The organism is Marinactinospora rubrisoli (assembly GCF_042664915.1).
GTDB classification, from domain to species: Bacteria; Actinomycetota; Actinomycetes; order Streptosporangiales; family Streptosporangiaceae; genus Marinitenerispora; species Marinitenerispora rubrisoli.
The window spans coordinates 290,322-311,326 of record NZ_JBHTBH010000002.1 but is presented as its reverse complement, the minus strand read 5'-3'; the positions used below and the strand labels follow the sequence as shown (position 1 = coordinate 311,326).

The following is a 21,005-nucleotide window of genomic DNA, read 5'->3' as shown; positions in this document are numbered from 1 at the left end:
CCCGGCCGCCCGGCCCGAGTACCGGCGGCCGGGCGGACGGCCGGATGGGAGACTGTCCGGGTGAACGCGTTCGGACCTTCAGCACCTGGTACCGGCTCCCCGGTCGGCGCCGTGCGGCGGCGAGCCGTGGTGGACGCGCTGCGGCGCGGCGCCGTCCCGGAAAGCGGCCTGGACCTGCTCGCCACCGGGCTCGGCCGCTTCGAGCGGGCCATCGACGAGGAACTGGACACCGTTGCCGCCGGCGGCTCGGTGTTCAAGGCGGTGCGCGGCGAGTACGGCTCCGGCAAGACCTTCTTCACCCGCTGGCTCAGTGAGCGTGCCAAACGCCGTACCTTCGCTGTGGCCGAGGTGCAGGTGTCGGAGACCGAGACCCCGCTGCACAAGCTGGAGGCCGTCTACCGGCGGCTCACCGAACGCCTGACCACCGCGAGTTTCCCGCCCAGCGCGCTGCGGCCCGTCGCCGACGCCTGGTTCTACGCCCTGGAAGAGGACGCCCTCGCCGACGGCGCGGACGAGAGCGAACTGCCCCAGGCCGTGGACCGGCTGCTCACCGCCCGCCTGGCCGAGGTGTCCCGGCATGCTCCCGCGTTCGCCACCGCCCTGCGCGGCTACAAGCGGTCCCTGGAAGCCGGTGACGAGGCCACCGCCGCCGCGGTGATGGCCTGGCTCGGCGGCCAACCGCACGTCGCCGCATCCGCCCGGCGCAGCGTGGGCGTCCGCGGCGACCTCGACCACTTCGGCGCGTTCGGTTTCCTGCAGGGCCTGCTCACCGTCCTCAGAGACGCCGGACACGCCGGCCTCGTCCTCGTCCTGGACGAGGTCGAGACCCTGCAGCGGGTCCGCTCCGACGCCCGCGACAAGGCCCTCAACGCGCTGCGGCAGATCATCGACGAGGTCCACTCCGGCCGCTTCCCCGGCCTCTATCTGATCATCACCGGCACCCCCGCCTTCTATGACGGGCGGCAGGGCGTGCAGCGGCTCGCACCGCTCGCCCAGCGCCTGGCCACCGACTTCACCACCGACCCCCGCTTCGACAATCCCAGGGCCGTCCAGATCCGGCTGCCCGGGTTCAGCGAGGAGTCCCTGGCCGCCCTGGGCGCCACCATCCGCGACATGTACGCCGAAGGCTCCCAGGCTCCGGACCGGATCAACCGGCTCGCCGACGATGCCTACCTCACCGACCTGGCCCGGGCCGTGGGCGGAGCGCTCGGCGGAAAAGTCGGCGTGGCGCCGCGCCTGTACCTGAAGAAGCTGGTCGGCGATGTCCTGGACCGCATCGACCAGTTCGACGACTTCGATCCGCGCACGCACTACCAACTGACAGTGCGCAACGCTGAACTCACCTCCACCGAGCGGAACTTCGCCGCGTCCGCCCCAGCCGCCTCGGCCGACGACCTCGATCTCGACCTCTGAAGGCCCCACTTTCCAGTCCCCATCTGAGCCCCGGGCGTCCCCACGGCCCGAGCCGGCTCCGGCTCTGACGACCAGTGCAGGAGGCACCCGCGTGCAGGACCAGCCGCACGGCACCGACCCGGTGGAACGCCTCGACCCGGTGGTCCTGCACCACATCGTCAACACCCTCGGCTGGCCCGATCTACGCCCCCTGCAAAAGGCCGCCGTGCACCCCCTGATGGACGGCGAGGACGCGATCCTGCTCGCTCCGACGGCAGGCGGCAAGACGGAGGCCGCCACCTTCCCCCTCCTGTCCGCGATGCGCCACGAGCACTGGACCGGCACCTCCGTCCTGTACCTGGCCCCCCTCAAAGCCCTCCTGAACAACCTGGTGCAGCGGGTCGACGGCTACGCCCAGTGGCTGGGCCGCCGAGCCGCCCTCTGGCACGGCGACACCCCCGAGTCCGCCCGCCGCCGCATCCGCGCCGAGACCCCCGACGTGCTGCTCACCACGCCCGAATCCCTCGAAGCGATGCTCATCAGCGTCAAGACCGACCATGCGCACATGCTGGGCCGAGTGCGCGCCGTGGTAGTCGACGAAGTGCATGCCTTCGCCGGGGACGACCGCGGCTGGCACCTGCTCGCCGTACTCGAACGTCTGGAGAAGCTGACCGGCCACCGCATCCAGCGCGTGGGCCTCTCCGCCACCGTCGGCAACCCCGGCGCCCTGCTCACCTGGCTCCAAGGCGCCGACCCCGGCCATCGCTCCGGCCAGGTCGTAGCCCCCAGCGTCACCCCGCCCACCGCCACCGGCGACTCAGCACCGCCGCGCCCCGCGGGAGAGGTGGAGCTCGACTACGTGGGATCGCTCGCCAACGCCGCCAAGGTGATCTCGGCCCTGCACAAGGGAGAGAAGCGACTCGTCTTCTGCGACTCCCGCCGGCAGGTGGAAGAACTCGGTGCGGCACTGCGAGCCCGCGACGTCACCGTCTTCCTCTCCCACGCCTCCCTCTCCACCGACGAACGCGCACGCTCCGAGCAAGCCTTCGCCGAAGCCCGCGACTGCGTCATCGTCTCCACCTCCACCCTGGAACTCGGCATCGACGTCGGCGACCTCGACCGGGTCATCCAGATCGACTCACCGAGCACGGTGGCCTCGTTCCTGCAGCGCATCGGCCGCACCGGGCGCCGCGCCGGCGCCTCCCGCAATTGCCTGTTCCTCACCACCCGGCCCGACGCCCTCCTCCAGGCCGCCGGCCTGCTCACCCTGTGGGCCCGAGGCTGGGTGGAACCCGTCACCCCGCCTCCCTCCCCCCGCCATCTCGTCGCTCAGCAGCTACTCGCCGTGGCCCTGCAGGACCACCGCGTCGGCGACAGGCTCTGGCCCGAGCAGTGGAACGGCCTCGCCCCCTTCGATCGCTCCGCCGCCCCCCTCTTGACCCACCTGGTCACGGAAGGCTTCCTCGAAAGTGACGGTGGCATGCTGTTCATCGGTCCCGAAGCCGAGAAACACTTCGGCCGCCGCCACTTCATGGAACTGACCGCCTCCTTCACTTCACCCCCCGAGTTCACGGTGCTCGCCGGACGCACCGAGATCGGCACCACCGACCCCACCGTCCTCACTGAAGAGCGCCAAGGACCGCGCCGCCTGCTCTTGGCCGGACGCAGCTGGCAGGTCACCTTCATCGATTGGGCCCGACGCCGCGCCTTCGTCGAACCCGTTGCGGACGGCGGCGTCGCCAAATGGCAGGGCGGCGAAGCCCGCGGCCTGTCGTACGCACTCACTCGCGCCATGCGCGACGTGCTCCTGGGCACCGCCCCGGACGTCCGTCTCACCCGGCGCGCGACCGCGGCCCTCGCCGAACTGCGTACCGACCGGGCACCCTGCGAAGTGCACCCCGCGGGTACCCTGCTGGTCCGCGACGCCGACGCGACCCGCTGGTGGACCTGGGCCGGCTATCGCGCCAACGCCACCCTCGCCGCCTCCCTCGGCGACCTCGCCGACCCCGTACAACGCGCCACCGACACCCACGTCCGGCTCCGCCAGGACCTCTCCGCCACCGACTGGAAGACCGCCCGCGCCGAACTCCCCGACTCCCTGACCCTGCCCACCGTCGACCCACGAGCGGTCCGCGGCCTGAAGTTCTCTGCGGCACTTCCCGTCCGCATCGCCACCACCACTCTCGCCGAACGCCTCGCCGACTTCGACGGCGCCCTCGCTGTCGCCCGTGAACCCGTACGGATGGAATGGGGTGGCTGAACGGCCAGGGCGTACGCCGTGCCGCGCCGCAATCAGCGACAGGCGGCTCCTCCCGCCAGGCGGGGGTCTTTCCGTCCCGTCTTCACGTGGCCGCGGGCCGACCGGCGGCGGCGGTCCTGGCCGCAAGCCCCGGAGAAATCCCACAGATGCCGCCGCACCCCCTCCAGGACCGTATCAGTGCAGGTCAGAGAGGGTGTGGCGGCACTCGTTTCTCAGATGTCGCGGAACACCTCGATCTTCGCGCCGACCTCGTTCAGGCGCTGCGCGAGCTCCTCGTAGCCGCGGTTGATCACGTAGATGTTGCGCAGCACGGAGGTGCCCTCGGCGGCCATCATCGCGAGCAGGACGACCACGGCCGGGCGCAGGGCCGGCGGGCAGACCATCTCCGCCGCGCGCCACCGCGTCGGGCCGTCGATCAGCACCCGGTGCGGGTCCAGCAGCTTCACGGTGGCGCCCAGCCGGGTCAGCTCGGTCAGGTAGATGGCGCGGTTGTCGTACACCCAGTCGTGGATGAGCGTCGACCCGTGCGCGGAGGCGGCGATGGCCGCGAAGAACGGCGCGGTGTCGATGTTCAGGCCGGGGAACGGCATGGGGTGGATCTTGTCGAGCGGCGCGGTGAGCTTGGACGGACGTGCCGTGAGGTCCACCAGCCGGGTCCGCCCGTTGTCGGCCGCGTACTCGGGGCTGCGGTCGTAGTCCAGGCCCATGCCCTCCAGCACGGCCAGCTCGATCTCCAGGAACTCCACCGGGACGCGGCGGATGGTGAGCTCCGAGGAGGTGACGATCGCGGCGGTGAGCAGGCTCATCGCCTCCACCGGGTCCTCGGAGGGGGAGTAGTCCACGTTCACGTCGATCTCGGGTCTGCCGTGCACGGTCAGCGTGGTGGTGCCGACGCCCTCGACGGTGACGCCCAGCTCCTCCAGGAAGAAGCAGAGGTCCTGGACCATGTAGTTGGAGGAGGCGTTGCGGATCACGGTGACGCCGTCCCGGCGGGCGGCCGCCATGAGCGCGTTCTCGGTCACGGTGTCGCCGCGCTCGGTCAGCACGATGGGCCGGTTCGGCGAGACCGAGCGGTCCACGGTCGCGTGGTACTGGTTGTTGGTGGCGATGACGTTCAGCCCGAAGGGACGCAGGGCCGCCATGTGCGGCTCGACGGTGCGGGTCCCGAGGTCGCACCCGCCGGCGTAGGGGAGTTTGAAGGCGTCCAGGGCGTGCATGAGGGGAGCCAGCAGCATGATGACGCTGCGGGTGCGCACCGCGGCCTCGACGTCGATGGCGTCCAGGTCGAGCTCGCTCGGTGGCGTGATCTCCAGGTCGACGCCGTCGTTGATCCAGCGGGCCCGCACCCCGATGCTGTCCAGCACCTCCAGAATGCGGTACACCTCCTCGATGCGGGCCACCCGGCGCAGCGTGGTGCGGCCCCGGTTGAGCAGGGAGGCGCACAGCAGCGCCACGCAGGCGTTCTTCGACGTGCGGACGGTGATCTGGCCGGAGAGCTGACGGCCCCCGACGACCCGCAGGTGCATGGGACCGGCGTGCCCGAGCGACACGATCTCGCTGTCCAGGGCCTCACCTATCCTGGCCACCATCTCAATTCCGAGATTCTGGCCACCCTGTTCGATGCGGGCGATGGCGCTCTGGCTGGTGCCGAGCGCCTCGGCCAGCTGGCTCTGCGACCAGCCACGGTGCTTGCGGGCGTCACGGATGAGGCTGCCGATACGGGCGAGATAATCGTTGCTCATGAGGCCTGAGCATATCTCTGATGAGATGATATCCGGGTGTTGGGGGGGTATGCGGATGTTGAGTGTCGGATGCCCCGGCGGCCACCCCACGGCGGCACGGTAGCCGACGGGCGGACGTCAGGCGAACGGCGGGCCGCCCACAGCGGGCGGCCCGCCTGGCCGGGGCCGCGCACCGTCGGAGAACGCCACGACGGCGGTCGCACTCCGCGGCGCGGCTACGACTCGATGTCACCCCCGTTGGCTAGGTTCTGATCTGGCCGGGCACGGGGCCTCGCGTGCGCGGCCGGGGCGGTGGACGTGAAAGCGCGGTGAAAGCGCGCTCTGCGACCATCGCGGGTGTCGCGCGAGGGAACGGAGAGGGAGCAGATGCTCAAGAAGCTGGCAGGGGCACTGGCGACACTGGCCGTGGCCGGGGGCCTGCACGCCGCGGCGCCCCCCGCGGCGCTCGCCAGCGAGTTCGGCTGCGGCGGCACCCTGGTGGGGAGCTGGCCGGTACCGCTCACCGATCCGTCCAGCGGCGACACCTACTACCGCAGCGACATCCGCCTCTACCACGACGCGGACACCGGCTGGAGCTGCGCGGTCCTGGTGAAGCGCCCGGGGCACGAGCGGTACGGCGTGGCGACCCCGATGGCGGTGCAGCTGTACACCGAGGAGTGGGGCGCCGAGAACTGGACCGACGGCTACGACGGCGACACCGGCGACTTCACCTACTACGCGGGCCCGGTCCAGGTGTACGGCCGGGACACCTGCGTGCACGTCCGCGCCTCGCACGGTGACCACGCCGGCTTCGGCGAGTCGCTGTACGACGGCAGCGCCGACGTGGGGCCGGTGGCCTGCGGCTGAGGCCGGGCGGTCCGGCGGTGGGGGCGCGGGCGGCCACGACGGCCGCTTCGGGCCGCACCCGCCGCCGTTCCCGTGCCGGCGACGGGTGCGCCGATGCCTCTGGCACCTGTCAGGCGGTCACGTACTCAGATGCGTTCCACCGGCGTTCTCGGGCGGTGCCGCGGGCTCCTGGTCGTGCGATGCGGTGCCGCCGCCGCCGTCGCCCTCGGTGGCCGGTGCGTTCTCCTGCGGCTGCCGGCTCGGCTTCTCGTGCCTGCCCATGGTGACCTCCTCGTTCGGGGGCGTGTCAGGTGGACCATAAGCAGGCCGGCGCGGGGCTGTCACCGAGATCGGCCGGTCCCGGCCATTCTGAGCTGGGAGAACATCGCGATTGGGTGGGATGTGGTGATTCGTCCGTCGGGGGCGGAGGGGAACCGGCCACCGCCCGCCCCACCGCCCCCGGTGGTCACGCCCCGGCGGCCTCCGGCGGCGCGATCGGGACGTCCGCGCCGGCGCGCAGGAAGACCGGGATGCGCGACAGCGGCGCCTCGGCGACCACCGTTCCGCCGCCCGCGTGGCGGGTGCCGGTCCAGGCGTCCGTCCACTCGGCGCCCTCGGGCAGGTACACCGAGCGGGCGGTGGTGTCCGGGGTGAGCACCGGCGCGACCAGCACGTCGCGGCCGAGCAGGAACTGGTCGTCCACCCGCCAGGCGTGGCCGTCGGACGGGAAATCGACGAAGAGCGGGCGCATCGGCGGGACGCCGGTCTCGTGGGCCGTGCGCATCTGCGCCATCACGTACGGGCGGATCCGCTCGCGCAGCCGGAGCACCTCGGTGATGTGCCCGTACGCCTCCTCACCGAACGACCACACCTCGTTGGGGCCGCCGGTCATCTCCGCACCGAGCGGCGTGCGCGGATCGCGGTCGCCGTGCAGCCGGAACAGCGGGCAGAACGCGCCGTACTGGAACCAGCGCACGATCAGTTCCCGGTAGCCCGGGTCGGTCACGTCGCCGCCGTGGAAACCGCCGATGTCGGTGGTCCACCACGGGATGCCGGACATCGCCACGTTCAGCCCGGCGCGCACCTGGGTGGCCAGCGACTCCCACGTGGCCGCGATGTCGCCCGACCACAGCGCCGCGCCCCACCGCTGGCTGCCGGCCCACGCCGACCGGCACAGCGACACGATCTCCGTCTCGCCCGCCGAGCGCATGCCCTCATAGAAGCCCCGGGCGTGCTCCACCGGGTAGGAGCAGCCCACCTCCAGCCCCGGACCGGCGTGGTAGTCGAGGTTGCCCGGATGACCGGGGCGGATCTCCGGCTCGCAGGCGTCCAGCCACCACACCCGCACGCCGATGTCGTAGTAGTTCCGCTTCACGGTCTCCCACACGAACCGGCGCGCCTCGGGGTTGGTGGGGTCGTAGAAGGCCACCGGCAGCTCGGTGGGAAAACCTTTGTCGTCCCACGGGGCGTGGAACGGCAGGCCCTGCTTCGTGCCGACGAGCAGGCCGCGGTCCGCCATCTCGCGGTAGTTCTCGCTGAGCGGGCTGACCGACGGCCAGACCGACACCATGAGCCGGACGCCCATCTCGTCCAGTTCCCGCACCATCGCCGCCGGGTCCGGCCACTCGGCCGGGTCGAACCGCCAGTCGCCGAGCGCGGTCCAGTGGAAGAAGTCCGCGACGATCACCGACAGTGGCAGCCCGCGGCGCCGGTACTCGCGCGCCACCTCCAGCAGTTCCTCCTGGGTCCGGTACCGCAGCTTGCTCTGCCAGAAACCGCTCGCCCACTCCGGCAGCTCGGGCGGGTGCCCGGTGGCGTCGGCATAGCGGCCGAGCACCGCCGCCGGAGTCCCCGCGCTCACCCAGTAGTCGATCTGCCGGGCGCTGTCCGCCACCCACCGGGTGCCGTTGCCGGCCAGCTCCACGCGCCCGATGGCCGGGTTGTTCCACAGCAGCCCGTAGCCGCGGCTGGACACCAGGAAGGGGATGTTGACCTCGGCGTTGCGCTGCTCCAGGTCGATGACCAGGCCTTTCTGGTCGAGCCGGCCGTGGGTGTGCTGGCCGAGGCCGTACAGCCGCTCGTCGGCGTGCGCGCGGAACCGCTGTTCCAGCCGGTGCGAACCGTCGCCGTTGGCCAGGAACAGCCGCGGGCCCGGCCACCAGAAGTGCGCGCGCTCCTCGGCGAGCAGTTCCACGCCGTCGGAGACCCGCTCGAACCGCAGCAGGCCCCGCTCGTCGAGCACCGCCCGCAGGTCCCCGTTTACGATCACTCCGGTGCCCTCGGTGGCGCTCGCCTCAGCCGTACTCGGTACCGGGTCGGTCAGCGCGCCGGGCAGGTCGTCGCGCAGCCGGTGCAGGCCGGCGCGGACCCGCAGCGAGTCCGGTCCCCAGGGCTCGACCCGCAGGACCTCGTGGCCGGCGCGCCGTACCAGCGCGCCGCCGTCGACGTGGATGTCGGACATGGTGCTCCCTACTTCTCGCGTGGAACTTCTCGCACGGTGGGGGAAAGGGGGCAGGGGAACGGGGGCGCTCGCAGGTCACTGTTTCACGGCGCCCCCGGTGATCCCGGCCGCAACGTGGCGCTGGGCCAGGACGAGCAGGATCGCGGCCGGAACGGAGGCGAGCACGGCGGTGGCCAGCACCCCGTTCCAGTCGGTGGTCTGGTTGCCGATGAACCGGTAGATGCCGACCGTCACGGGCTGGAACTCCCGGCCGGTGGTCAGGGTCACCGCGAAGAGGAAGTCCGCCCAGGCGAACAGGAACGCGAACAGGCCGGCGGTGACCACGCCGTTGCGGCTGACCGGGAGCACCACCGACACGAAGGTCCGCCAGTGCCCGGCTCCGTCCACCCGGGCGGCCTCCGCCAGCTCGCGCGGCACCGAGAGCATGAACGTGCGCAACAGCAGCACCGCGAACGGCACCGCAAGGGTGGAGTCGGCGAGGATCAGGCCGAGATGGCTGTCCACCAGTCCCACCTGGTTGAACACCCCGTACAGCGCGTTGGCCATCACGATGCCGGGCACCATCTGCACCAGCAGCAGCACCAGGACAAGCGCGGTGCCGCCGCGCGGGCGGAGCAGCGCGAGCGCGTAGCCGGCCGGCGCCGCCACCGCGAGCGTCACCGCCACCACCCCCAGCGCCACCACCAGGCTGGTCAGCAGGTGCGGCCCCTGGGTGCGCACCGCGTCGGCGTAGCCCTGCGTCGTGCCGCCGGCCGGGAACCACACCGGCGGGCGGCGCAGCAGGGCCTCGCCGGGCAGCAGCGAAGCGTTGACCATCCAGTACAGCGGGAAGAGCAGCACGGCCAGGATGACGACGGCCACCACCGTCCGCCACCGGCTCCCCGGCGGTACGGCCCCGCCGGACCACCGCCCGCGCGGACCACCGGCCGTCATGACGCGGCCTCCGCCACACCGCGGCGCACCGAACGCAGGTACACCAGCGCGAACACCAGCGCCACGACGATGAGCACGTTGCCCACCGCGGCGCCTCGGCCGAACGCGAACTCCTCGAACGACAGCGCGTACGACCACGTGGTCAAAGTCTCGCTCGCCCCCGCCGGCCCGCCGCCGGTCAGCACCATGATCACGTCGAAGACCTTGATCGTGTACACCAGCCCGAGCATCAGCACCACCGCCACCACCGGCCGCAGCAGCGGCCACGTGACCGAGCGGAACGTCCGCCACGCGCCGGCACCGTCCAGCGCGGCAGCCTCGTACAGCGACTCCGGTATCGCCTGCAGGCCGCCGTACAGGATCACCATGTTGAACGGGATGCCGACCCAGATGTTGACCAGCGTGACCGACAGCAGGGCCCACTGGGTACTGGTCAGCCACGGGATCGGTCCGTCCAGCAGCCCCGCGAGCTGCAGCACCTGGTTCAGCACCCCGTGGTCCTGCGCGAGAATCCACCGCCACACGGCACCGGAGACCACCAGCGGCAGCAGCCACGGCAGCAGCAGAAGCGCCCGCAGCACCCGGCCGAGCGGGAACGCCCGGCGGAAGAACAGTGCCAGCCCCAGCCCGGCGAGGAACTGCACGGTGATCGAGCCGACGGTGAATAGCACGGTGCTCCGTGCCGCCGACGCGAACACCGGGTCGGTCAGCACGGCGGCGTAGTTCGCCAGGCCGACGAACGGCGCCTCACCGGTGTAGAAGGAACGGACCGTGTAGTCGCGCAGGCTCATCGAGACGTTGTGGTAGATCGGGTAGCCGAAGAACACCGCGACATACCCGGCCAGCGGGAGGAGGAAGGCCGCCCCCGCCCACCGGTCCGGACGCCGCCGCGGCCGGGGCGGCGCGCCGGTACGGGCCGCGGCGGCGCGGGCCCCGGTCACGGCCGGCTCCCGGCGGACGCGATCACGCGGCGGCGCATGTCAGGACTCCTCGGCGGCGCGCTGTGCCGCGCGCAGCGCCTCGGCGGGGGAGACGTCGCCGGTCAGGGCGCTCTGCACCGCGTCGATCAGCGCGGCCGACACCGGCGGGTAGCCGCCGCCCAGGTCGGCGGTGCGCGAACGCGCGGTGGCGACCTGGGCGGCGAACGGCGCCATCTCCGGGTCGTCCTCGGCCAGCCGGGCGGCCGCGTCCTCGCGGGCCGGAACGTAGGCGTGGCCGGCCGACCAGCTCGTCATCACGTCGTCGGCCAGCAGGCAGTCCAGCACGCGAGCCGCCGCCTGCTGGGTGCCGGCTCCCGTGGCGGGGATGGCGGCCACCTCGCCGCCGAGGGCCACGACCGGGTCGGCGCCCTCCTCGGGCACCGGGATCGGCACCACGCCGTAGTCGAGTCCCGGCTCCTCGCGCAGCCGGGCCAGGTTCCACGAGCCGTTGACCATCATGGCGGCGTTGCCCGAGACGAACTGGTCGGCGACGTCGTTCTGGTTCCACTCCAGCACCGAGGCCGACACCGCGCCGTCGGCCACCAGACCGCTCACGTACTCCAGCGCGCCGACGGCCTCGGGGGAGTCCAGATCGGCCAGTTCGGCGCCGTTGGACCAGAAGAACGGCAGGAACTGCCAGGTGCCCTCTTCGGCCGGGATCGCCGAGAACGCGAGCCCGTAGCGGTCCTCGGTGGACAGTTCGATCGCCGCCGCCCGCAGTTCCTCCCACGTGGTGGGCGGCTCGATGCCCGCTTCGTCGAACAGCGTCCGGTCGTAGAACAGCGCGAGCCCGTTGACGCCGGGCGCGAGACCGTACAGTTCGCCGTCGTGGGTGCCGGCCTCGACGATGCTGGGGAAGTAGCCGTCGGTGTCGATGCCGTAGCCGCCGAGCGGGGTCAGCGCGCCCGTCTCGGCGATCTGCTGGAGCTGCGGGTTGTCGATGAACAGCAGGTCCGGCAGCGATCGGGAGCCGACCTGCTGGAGCACCTGCTGCAGCATCTGGTCGGGCGGGATGCTCTGCCGCTCGATGGTGATGCCGGTGCGCTCTTCGCAGGTCGCCAGGATCTCGTCCCACGCGGCGCTGCCCTGCTCGTCGGTGTAGTAGTCGAGTTCGGTGATGGTCGTCGCGGGCTCGTCCGGGGTGCCGCCCGGCCCGCCGCAGCCGGCGAGCAGGACGGCGGCCAGCAGCGCGGCCGCCGGGCGCGCGCCACGCGGGCGCCGGGCCGGGCCGCTGGGGATGCCACCGGCGGTTTCGCTGGAGATGGGGTGGTCCATGGGGGTCTCCTCGCGGGAATCGAAGCGCTTCGACAACGGCGGGACGCCGGGGTGCCCCGCGGGCCTGCGACCTCCTCTCCGGCCGAGCCTCTCCGGCTTGCCGCGCCGCCCGGCCGGCGGAACGCGGGCCGCCGGCCGGGCGGCCTCACGTCACGGGGCCCGAACTCGCGCGGACCCGCAGCTCCGGCGCGCGCAGCCGCACCGAGCGGTCAGGGACGCCGTCCAGTTCCCGCATCACCGCGTCCACGGCGTCGGCGGCCAGCCGCGCGGCCGGGATCGCGACCGCCGTCACCGGAACCGCGAGGGAGGCGGCCTGCTGGTCCGGGCAGATGGCGGTCAGCGACAGATCGCCCGGCACCGCCAGGCCGTCGGCGTGCAGGACGTCGAGCAGGACCGGCAGCGCCTCCTCGTTGTGCACCACGAGCCCGGTGAGCCCGGGCACCCGCGCGCGCAGGTCGTCCAGGGCGCGGCGCACCCCCGGGTAGTTCGGTGTGCACGCGGTTCCGGCGCCCGTCAGTGACCGGCGGCGCACCTCGTCGGTGAACCCCGCGAGCGCCCGCCGGGCGAAGCTGGTGCCGCGCGCGTAGACCGGCTCCGGCGGACCGACGAACCCCAGCCGCCGGTGCCCGAGGTCCGCCAGATGCCCGGCGCAGACCGCGGCGCTCGCCGCGAAGTCCAGGTCGACGCAGGTCAGCCCGGCCGGATCGGCGGGGACGCCGATCAGCGCGCTCGGCCGGCGCAGCCCGCGCAGCACCTCCAGGCGCGGGTCGTGCTGCTGCACGTCCATGACGATGACCGCGTCCGCCAGCGCGGACCCGGCCACCCGGCGCAGCCCGTCGGCCCCCTCGTCCTGGGTGAGCAGGAGCACGTCGTGTTCGTGGGCGCGCGCGGCGGTGACCACCCCGGTCACGAACTCCATGAGCACCGGCAGGTACATGTCGGATCGCAACGGCACGGCGAGCGCGATCACGTTGCTCCGGCTGCTCGCGAGGGCACGCGCCCCGGCGTTGGGCCGGTACCCCAGATGCCGGATGGCGGCCCGCACCCGCCCCTCGGTCTCGGCCGAGATCGACCGCTTGCCCGAGAGCACGTAGGAGACGGTGCTGATCGACACCCCGGCGTGCCGGGCGACGTCGGCGATGGTCACCATGGGCGGCGCACTCCCGTCCGCTCGCGAGTCGAAGCGCTTCGACGGTTGTGACCTGAACCATAAGCCGGGGCGCGGGGAGGCGCAAGGGGGAGGGCGCACCCGGGCGGCGTTCATGGGGAGGGGACGTCGGGGCGGAGTACAGGTCTGATCCGCCGCTGCGGCAGACCGGACGTCGCTACCCTGACACCATGCCGACGCGCGAAGAGCGGCACGCTCTGCTCGATCGTGTGTCAGATGCGGACATCGACACCATCGCGCAGCGCCCGCGGCCGTTCACCGAGCGAACGACAGCCCCGGATCCGCCGGCTTTCATCGGGGCGGGCCATTCTGGGGGATTCCGACACCTCCGCGCGAGCGGACGAGATTCTGTGGGAGACGGGGTTCGGCCGGTGATCGTGGGGCCCCAGGCCACTCATCGCGCTCGCGGATGCCGATGACGCGTTCCATGCGACCCGCGTTCGCCGGTACCCGAGCGTCGACCCTCACCACCTCTGATCCCCGCCCCGTCATCGCGGAGGCGCGCCACCCGGCCGGCGGGCGCTGCGGTGCTCAGGCGGAGACAGCGCTTCCCGGCGCGCTCGCCACCGGAGAACCCGGCGCCGGGTCGCGCGCGAGGGAACGGGCCAGGAGCCGGCACCCTGCGAATCGCACTCCACCTTCCCCGCCGGTCGGCTACCCCTCGAAAAGGACGCTCGCACCGTCCTCCACCTGGAGGTTCCGCCCGCGCCCCAGGACGTTTCCGGGCGTGTCGCCGCCCGGCTCCGCGGATTGCCGCGGGCCGGGAATCCGGACCAGCATCGCCGAGTCCGTCCCGTTGAACAGCCGCCCCCGGCCGTGGAAGACGTACTCCCGGCCGTTCTGCGGATTCTCCACCTTGCGCGCCTCGCCGTTCTCGGCCTGCCAGCTGATGTAGCCCTCCGCCATGGTGGTCTCCTTGGAGTCGACCCAGGGGACACCTGTACCCCCTGATCGATCCGGCAATCGCGCAGGCCGGCCCCGTGGGCCTCACCGGCGCGCCACGCGCTCCAGATATCGGGCGAACACCGCCTCGTACTCCGCCGAGGCCGGGCCCGGCAGGACGGGCTCCGTCTCCTCCAGCGCGACGGCCGGCGCCGGCAGACCGGCGGACTCGGCGGCGAGCAGCACCGCGCCCAGCGCCGAGGCGCTGCGCAGCCGCACCGGGCGCAGCTCCACGCCGAGGACGTCGGCGAGCAGCCTGCGGAACGCCGGGTGCCGGGTGCCGCCACCCGCCAGGCGCACCCGGGGCGGCAGGCCGCCGGGCAGCGCCGAGGCCGCGTGCCGGACCGACAGCGCGACCCCCTCCAGCGCCGCCCGCAGCACGGTGGTCCGGTCGCTGGCCAGCCGGAGTCCCGACAGCGCCCCCGTGGCGGTCGGGTCCAGCACCGGCGTCCGCTCGCCCGTGAGGTGCGGGACGAACGTGACGCCCTCGGCGCCCGGCGTCCCGTTCTCGGCGCTCTCGTACAGCTCCGGCCATCCGGCGCCGAGCAGGCCCCGGATCCAGTCCAGCGCGATGCCGGCGTTCTGGACGGCCGCCATCCGGTACCAGCCGGACGCGGCCGCCGTGCGGTAGACGTGCACGCCCGCAACCGCCTCCGCGGAGTCGGTCAGCATGACGACCTGCGCGCCACTGCCCACCGTGATCTGCGCCTGCCCGGGCCGCAGGCCGGTGGCGAGCAGCGCGGCCGGCGTGTCACCGGCGCCGCCCGCGACCGGGATCCCCACCGGGACCCCCAGCTCCCGCGCCGCCGCGGCGGTCAGCGAACCGGCCGCCGCGCCCGACGGCAGCACCGGCGGCAGCAGCCGCTCCGGGACGTCCACCGCGGCGGCGACCTCCGGCGACCAGCGGTCACCGGGCACGTCCCACAGCAGGGTGGCCGAGGCGTCGGACGGCTCGGTGCCGGCCACGCCGGTGAGCCGCATCCGCAGCCAGTCCTTGGGCAGCAGCGCCCACCGCGCGGCCGAGGCCGACTCCGGCTCGTGTTCGGCGACCCAGCGCAGCAACGGGCCGGTCATCCCCGGCACCAGCGGGTTGGCGAGCCGGGATCGCGGACCGGCGGGCAGGCCGGTCCACCGGCCGAGCACGGACGCCGCGCGCTGGTCCGCCCACAGCAGCGCCGGACGCACCGGGCGTCCGTCCGGGTCGGCCAGCACCAGCCCGTGCATCTGGCCGTCCAGCCCGATCGCGGCGACCGTGCAGTCACCGGCCCGCTCCCGGGCGCCGTCGAGGGCGGCCCGCACCGCGCGCACGGCGGCCGACCACCACAGGCCGGGGTCGGTCTCCGCCCATCCGGGACGCGCCGAGACGACCGGGTACTCGACGTCGGCCTCGCCCAGCGGGCCGCCGTCCACCCCGGTCACCAGCGCCTTGACCCCGCTGGTCCCGAGGTCGATGCCCAGGAGCGCCCGCACCGCCACGGCTCAGCCCCGCGCCGCGATCAGGCCGTCGGTGATGAACCGCCGGGCGTGCCGCGCGAGGTCGGCGCCGTCGCTCCACAGGTTGCGCCACACGGCGAGGTCATTGGACAGCGACGGATGCACCACGGCCGAGGAGAAGCTCTCGAACGTGATCGGCCCGGTGTACCCGGCGGCGACCAGGGCGGCGAAGAACTCGGGGAAGTCGATGGTGCCCCGCCCCAGGTACCCGCGGTGGCTCTCGCCGATGTGCACGTACCCCAGGTGCTCGCCGGCCTGGCGCACCGGTTCGGCGAAACCCGGCTCCTCGATGTTCATGTGATAGGTGTCCAGGTGCAGGACGACGTTGTCGGCGCCCACCTCGGACCGGAAGGCCAGCGCCTCCTCGGTGGTGTTGAGGATGTTCGTCTCGTACCGGTTGACGATCTCCAGGCCGATGGTGATGCCGCTGGCCCGGGCCTGTTCGGCGAGTCCGGCGATCGTCTCCACCGCGTTGGCCCGGCCGCGCTCGTCCGGCGGCGCACCGTACTTGCGCAGCGCGGAGAAGATCACCCCGCCGAAGTAGCCGCAGCCGATGTCCCGGGTCACCGCGAGCGCGTCGGCGAGCACCCGGCGCCCGCGCGCCACCACCTCGGGGTCGGTGCTGGAGACATCGGTGTCCGCGCTCAGGCCGAGCGAGGTGCCGGCGGACAGGCCGTGCCGGTCCAGCAGCTTGCGGGTGAGGTCGGGGTCGACCGTCGAGGGGTCGAGGAGCGGGATCTCGATCAGGTCGAATCCGGCGGCGGCGGTCTGCTCGATGGCGTACCGGGCCGACTCCGGGCTCCAGTCGCCCGCCCAGACCAGGGCGTGCACGCCGAGCGGATTGCTGATGGCCGCGTTCAAGGCGGTTCCTCTCTCTCGCGATGGGCGTCCGGCCGCGGTGGCCGGCGCGGTCAGTCGGCCCGGGCGCCGGTGACCAGGGCCACCAGTTCCTGGGCGTCGGTGTCGGCGGCGGCGCGCCCGGCGGCGAGACCGCCGGCGCGCATCACCCACACCCGGTCCGCCAGGCGCATCACCTGGTCGAAGTTGTGGCTGATCAGCAGGATGGTCATACCCTCGTCGCGCAGCCGGGCGATGAGCTCCTCCACGCGGGCGGTCTCCTGAACGCCCAGGGCGGCGGTCGGCTCATCCATGATGACCAGCTTGGACCCCCAGCCGGCGGCCCGCGCGATCGCCACCGCCTGGCGCTGGCCGCCGGAGAGCCGGCGCACCTTGGCCCAGGCCGGGGGCACGTTCACCGAAAGCCGGGAGAGCATCTCGCCGGCCTGTTCGCGCATGGCGGCGCGGTCCAGCAGCGGGATGCCGGCCAGGCGGCGGACGCGCTCGCGGCCGAGGAAGAGGTTCTGCCAGACCGTCAGGTCGTCGACCAGCGCGAGGTTCTGGTGCACGGTCTCGATGCCGGCCGCCCGGGCGTCCTCGGGACTGGCGAACCGCACCGGGGTTCCGTCGAACCGCAGCTCGCCGCGGTCGGGCGGGTGCACTCCGGACAGCGTGCGCACCAGCGTGGACTTGCCGGCGCCGTTGTCGCCGATGAGAGCGGTGATCTGCCCGCGGCCGAGCCAGAGCGACACGTCGCGCAGCGCGTGCACGTTGCCGAAGGACTTGCTGACGCCGTCGGCGACCAGCAGGGCGTCGGCGGGCGCGCCGGTGCCGGGCGCCGCGGCGGCGGACGACGTTGGGGACACGGAATCGGTCATCGCTGGTACCTCATGAGCAGGGCGGCCGCCACCACGACGACGCCGACGGCCAGGGGCTGGTAGAACTGCGAGACGCCGAGCAGGGTGAGCCCGTTGGTGAGCGCGGTGAGCAGCAGCGCGCCCACCACCGGCCCCAGCACGCTGCCGCGGCCACCCTGCAGGGCGACTCCGCCGAGGACCACCGCGGCGATGGCGTTCAGCAGGTAGGTGGTGTTGGCGGCCGGTTCGGCGGCGCCGAGGCGGGCGACCAGCAGGATCGCGGCGACGCCGGACAGCACGCCCGCGATGACGTAGACCGCGAGCTTCACCCGCTGGGTGCGGATCCCCATGGCCCGCGCCCCCTCGGGGTTGCCGCCGGTGGCGAGCACGTGCACCCCGAACCGGGTGTGGAACAGCACGACGTGCGCCGCGATCGCGACCACCGCGGCGACGATCACGAAGTAGCCGATGGGGCCGACCGACCCGCTGGCCAGGCCGAGCAGGAAGGCGCTCACCACCTCGGCCGGCCTGCCGTCGGAGAGGATGAGGGCCAGGCCGGTGGTCACCGAGAACATGCCGAGGGTGACCACGAAGTCGGGGATGCGGCCGCGCGCCACGAGCACCCCGCTGACCGCGCCGGCCAGTCCGGCCGCGGCGACCCCGGCGGCGATGGCCGCGGCGATCGGCCAGCCGTGCGTGTACAGCATGCCGATGACCACCGCGCCGAAGGTCATCGTGGTCGAGGTGGACAGGTCGATGCCGCCGGTGGCGATGACGAACGACTGCCCGACCGCGAGCACCACGAGGATGGCCGCCGAGACCAGCATCGCCTCGATGTTGCCGAGGGTGAGGAAACTGGGGCTGGCGATCCCGAAGACGACGACCAGCCCGGCCAGGCCGATGACCGCCGCCCAGTCGGCCCAGAAGCCGATGTCGCGCACCCGTGCGCCCAGTGCGGGCCGCTCGGTGAGAGTCACTTCTGCCATGTCATCTCCGTGAGGTCCGTCAGCTGCCGCCGCCGGTGCGGCCCAGCAGTTCGGCGAAGGGGTCGTGGTAGGGCTCGAACGGCCGGGGCGCGGCCGCCTCGGCCGCGTCGACGTTGCCGGCGGTGACCAGCGCGACGGGCGCGTCGACGGTCCGGGGGAGGTCGTGGCCGGCGATGGCCGCGGCGCAGGCCTCCATGCCCATCTCGCCGATCGTGTACGGGTACTGCGCGACGGTCGCCGCCAGGTCGCCGCGCCGCACGCCGGCCAGTCCGCCCTCGGTGCCGTCGACGCTGACAACGGCGACCTCTCCGGTGCGGCCGGCGTTGGCGACGGCGCGGGCGACGCCGAGCCCCATGTCGTCGTTGGCCACGAAGAATCCGGCGAGGCCGGGGTTGGCGCGCAGGATCTCCTCGGCGCGGGTGAGCGCGTCGGAGCGGCTCCAGTCCTGCACCGCGACGGTCTGCACGATGTCGAGCCGGCCGTCGGTGGCCTGCTCGAAGCCCTGCAGCCGTGCCGCGCTGGTGACGTCGCCCGCCGTGCCGCCGACCATGGCGACCCGGGCGCCGTCTCCGGCCAGCTCGGCCAGGTGCTCGCCCGCGACGCGGCCGGCCGCCACGTTGTCGGTTCCCACGTAGCTGGTGATCTCGGCCCCGGCCAGCTCCGCCGCCTCGGGGTTGACCGGGCTGTCGATGTTGATGACCGGCCTGCCGTCCCGGGCGATAGTGCTCAGCGACTGCACCAGGTTGGTGCCGCTGATGGGGTTGATGATGTAGCAGCCGTACCCCTGGACCGCTACCGCGCCGAGCTTGTCCGCCTGGCCGGTGGTGTCGCTGGTCGACTGGGCGGCCTGGATGGTGACCCGGCCGTCGGCGGCGGAGCGGATGCCGTCGGCCATGGACAGGAAGAAGGGGTTGTCCAGGCCCTTGATGACCGCGGCGACCTCGTCGTCGTGGCCGGTCGTGCCGCAGCCCGCCGTCAACGCCAGGGCGACGGCCACCGCGATCCGCACGCGGGTGCGGCGCAGTCCGGAAAACATCGGTCACCTCCGGAAACGGGCGGGACGGTGGGGTCCGCTCGCCAACATGTGACGCACCCTACCCCTACTTTTGGCTAAGGACAATCAAAAGTCCGCGAGCTTTTGACGGGCATGCGGGATAATGGGGGAGACGGCCCCGCTGACCAGGGAGGATATGTCGTGGACACCGGCGCGGAGGGACTCGCCCAGGTACTCGGCCTGTTCCGCAGCCGCGGCAGCCTGACCCGCGCCGACGTGATCGCCGCCACCGGGATGGCCCGCTCCACCGTCAACCAGCGCCTCGACGCCCTCCAGGGCGCCGGGCTGCTCTGCTCGGCGGGCGAGAACGCGTCCACCGGTGGCCGCCGGGCGGAGCGGTTCGCCTTCGACGCCGACGCCGGGCGGCTGCTCGTCGCCGACATCGGCGCCTCGGGGCTGCGCACCGCGCTGTGCGACCTCGGCGGGCGGGTGCTGGCCGAGCGCACCGACGAGACGCCGGTCACCCACGGGCCGGGCCCGGTGCTCAAGGCGGTCGAGGAGAACTTCGCCCGGCTCCCCGTGCCCACTCCTGGCGACGGCCGCCCCGCGCTGCGCGGCGTCGCGGTGAGCGTGCCCGGACCCGTCGAGTTCGAGGCCGGCCGGGTGGTGAGCCCGCCGATCATGCTCGGCTGGGACGGCTTCGACATCGCCGGCCACTTCCGGCAGCGCTACGGGGCCGCCGTGCTCGTGGACAACGACGTCAACGTGATGGCGTTCGGCGAACACCGGACCGGCCGGCCGGGCGTCGGGCACCTGTTCATGCTCAAGGTCGGTACGGGCGTCGGCTCCGGCATCATCGCCGACGGGCGCATCCTGCGCGGCGCCCAGGGCGCGGCCGGCGACATCGGCCACCTCCCGGCCCGCCTGGAGGAGCCGCTGTCACCCGGCGCCGAGCCCGCGCTGTGCCGCTGCGGGAACGTGGGGTGCGTCGAGGCGTATGCGGGCGGGTGGGCGTTCGCCCGTGACCTGTTCCCCGGGCTCGCCGAGGAGGACGCGGTGAACGCCGTCGGCGACGCCCTGGACCTGCTGCGCTCCGGGGACCACCACGCCATCCGGCTGGCCCGCCGTTCCGGGCGCATCCTCGGCGAGGCGGTCGCCGGGGCGGTCAGCCTGCTCAACCCCGCCGTGGTGGTGGTCGGCGGCCAGTTCGCGCTGACCGGTGAGCACGTGCTCACCGGCATCCGCGAGGTCGTCTACCGCCGCTCGCTCCCGCTGGCCACCCGCAGCCTGGTGATCCGCCCGGCCGCCCTAGGCAAACGCTCCGGCGTGATCGGGCTGGCCCAGCAGCTCGCCGACTCCCTCTTCGCGCCGTCGGGGATCGCGGAGCTGCTGCCGCGGGGATGAGCCAAGGCGGCAGCTTGTCATGCCTTCGCGACGTGTCGAATGAATTCTGTGGCGACACGTCTCCTGCATGTGGCGGCCCGCGTTCTGTTGAACTCCTTTACGCATTTCGATCCGGAAATCAGGGTTGGAATGTGGCCATGGCGCACGGCGTTCGAATGGCGGAGCGGATGCAGGGATGCCGGATCATCACGCTGCGTCCGGATCTCTATGTGCGGCTTCCGGAGAAATTCACGGTAAATCCGTGTCCTGCCGCCGTGGGCGAGACCGTCGTGATCAACCGTATGGAAACGTCGTGCCGTGCTGCCTGGGCGTCATGGGATCAATGTCCAGGCAGCGTCGACATTCGTCACGCATTTCTGTGAGTCTCATGCTGCCCCATTGGGCCTGGGGGCGTAAATGACGGGACTTTGGGCTTGCGTGGCGCGGGCACCGAGGACGGCGGCGATCAACGTCAG

The 21,005-nt window shown here is 72.9% G+C and carries 18 protein-coding genes; 5 read left to right on the top strand and 13 right to left on the bottom strand.

Annotated features, from left to right (window positions below; all coding sequences use genetic code 11):
- Positions 1–60: 60 nt before the first annotated feature.
- Positions 61–1,413, top strand: coding sequence for a BREX system ATP-binding protein BrxD (gene brxD, locus ACFQRF_RS05550; RefSeq protein WP_379869393.1), 1,353 nt, complete (start codon positions 61–63; stop codon positions 1,411–1,413).
- 91 nt (positions 1,414–1,504) lie between these two features.
- Positions 1,505–3,652 (top strand): DEAD/DEAH box helicase, encoded by a 2,148-nt coding sequence (locus ACFQRF_RS05545; protein ID WP_379869391.1) that lies wholly within the window; start codon positions 1,505–1,507, stop codon positions 3,650–3,652.
- Positions 3,653–3,864: 212 nt separating this feature from the next.
- On the opposite strand, the gene ACFQRF_RS05540 is transcribed toward ACFQRF_RS05545, so the two are convergent.
- The gene (locus tag ACFQRF_RS05540; protein WP_379869390.1) at positions 3,865–5,394 is read right to left on the bottom strand and encodes a helix-turn-helix domain-containing protein; all 1,530 of its coding nucleotides are present in this window, start codon (positions 5,392–5,394) and stop codon (positions 3,865–3,867) included.
- A 366-nt stretch (positions 5,395–5,760) separates the two neighbouring features.
- Between ACFQRF_RS05540 and ACFQRF_RS05535 the strand changes: the two genes are divergently transcribed.
- Entirely contained in the window at positions 5,761–6,240 is a 480-nt protein-coding gene (locus ACFQRF_RS05535) for a hypothetical protein (RefSeq protein ID WP_379869388.1), read from the top strand.
- A gap of 117 nt (positions 6,241–6,357) precedes the next feature.
- Here ACFQRF_RS05535 and ACFQRF_RS05530 read toward each other — a convergent pair whose 3' ends face one another.
- From ACFQRF_RS05530 to ACFQRF_RS05475, 12 genes are all read right to left on the bottom strand, one after another.
- The gene (locus ACFQRF_RS05530) at positions 6,358–6,501 is read right to left on the bottom strand and encodes a hypothetical protein (RefSeq protein ID WP_379869387.1); all 144 of its coding nucleotides are present in this window, start codon (positions 6,499–6,501) and stop codon (positions 6,358–6,360) included.
- A gap of 184 nt (positions 6,502–6,685) precedes the next feature.
- Entirely contained in the window at positions 6,686–8,680 is a 1,995-nt protein-coding gene (locus ACFQRF_RS05525) for a glycoside hydrolase family 31 protein (protein WP_379869385.1), read from the bottom strand.
- Positions 8,681–8,755: 75 nt separating this feature from the next.
- Positions 8,756–9,613, bottom strand: a complete 858-nt coding sequence (locus ACFQRF_RS05520; protein WP_379869384.1) for a carbohydrate ABC transporter permease — start codon at positions 9,611–9,613, stop codon at positions 8,756–8,758.
- A complete protein-coding gene (locus ACFQRF_RS05515; protein ID WP_379869382.1) occupies positions 9,610–10,554 on the bottom strand; it encodes a carbohydrate ABC transporter permease in 945 nt (314 codons plus the stop codon). The genes ACFQRF_RS05520 and ACFQRF_RS05515 overlap by 4 nt, the downstream gene beginning before the upstream one ends.
- Positions 10,555–10,593: 39 nt before the next feature.
- Entirely contained in the window at positions 10,594–11,868 is a 1,275-nt protein-coding gene (locus ACFQRF_RS05510) for a sugar ABC transporter substrate-binding protein (protein WP_379869381.1), read from the bottom strand.
- Between the two features lie 145 nt (positions 11,869–12,013).
- Positions 12,014–13,018: a LacI family DNA-binding transcriptional regulator gene (locus tag ACFQRF_RS05505; RefSeq protein WP_379869380.1), complete on the bottom strand. Its 1,005-nt coding sequence runs from the start codon at positions 13,016–13,018 to the stop codon at positions 12,014–12,016.
- A gap of 672 nt (positions 13,019–13,690) precedes the next feature.
- On the bottom strand, positions 13,691–13,942 hold the full coding sequence (locus ACFQRF_RS05500) for a hypothetical protein (RefSeq protein ID WP_379869379.1): 252 nt from the start codon (positions 13,940–13,942) through the stop codon (positions 13,691–13,693).
- An 81-nt stretch (positions 13,943–14,023) separates the two neighbouring features.
- Positions 14,024–15,454 carry a xylulokinase gene (locus tag ACFQRF_RS05495; protein ID WP_379869378.1) on the bottom strand — a complete coding sequence of 477 codons (1,431 nt, stop codon included), beginning with the start codon at positions 15,452–15,454 and terminating at the stop codon, positions 14,024–14,026.
- 3 nt (positions 15,455–15,457) lie between these two features.
- Positions 15,458–16,333 (bottom strand): sugar phosphate isomerase/epimerase family protein, encoded by an 876-nt coding sequence (locus ACFQRF_RS05490; protein WP_379869377.1) that lies wholly within the window; start codon positions 16,331–16,333, stop codon positions 15,458–15,460.
- A gap of 50 nt (positions 16,334–16,383) precedes the next feature.
- Entirely contained in the window at positions 16,384–17,187 is an 804-nt protein-coding gene (locus ACFQRF_RS05485) for an ATP-binding cassette domain-containing protein (protein ID WP_379869375.1), read from the bottom strand.
- On the bottom strand, positions 17,184–18,152 hold the full coding sequence (locus ACFQRF_RS05480; protein WP_379869374.1) for an ABC transporter permease: 969 nt from the start codon (positions 18,150–18,152) through the stop codon (positions 17,184–17,186). The genes ACFQRF_RS05485 and ACFQRF_RS05480 overlap by 4 nt, the downstream gene beginning before the upstream one ends.
- A 19-nt stretch (positions 18,153–18,171) precedes the next feature.
- A complete protein-coding gene (locus ACFQRF_RS05475) occupies positions 18,172–19,188 on the bottom strand; it encodes a substrate-binding domain-containing protein (protein WP_379869372.1) in 1,017 nt (338 codons plus the stop codon).
- 159 nt (positions 19,189–19,347) lie between these two features.
- Here ACFQRF_RS05475 and ACFQRF_RS05470 point away from each other — a divergent pair, with 159 nt between their 5' ends.
- Entirely contained in the window at positions 19,348–20,550 is a 1,203-nt protein-coding gene (locus tag ACFQRF_RS05470) for an ROK family transcriptional regulator (protein WP_379869371.1), read from the top strand.
- 32 nt (positions 20,551–20,582) lie between these two features.
- Positions 20,583–20,912 carry a hypothetical protein gene (locus tag ACFQRF_RS05465; RefSeq protein ID WP_379869370.1) on the top strand — a complete coding sequence of 110 codons (330 nt, stop codon included), beginning with the start codon at positions 20,583–20,585 and terminating at the stop codon, positions 20,910–20,912.
- The last annotated feature ends 93 nt before the right edge of the window (positions 20,913–21,005 follow it).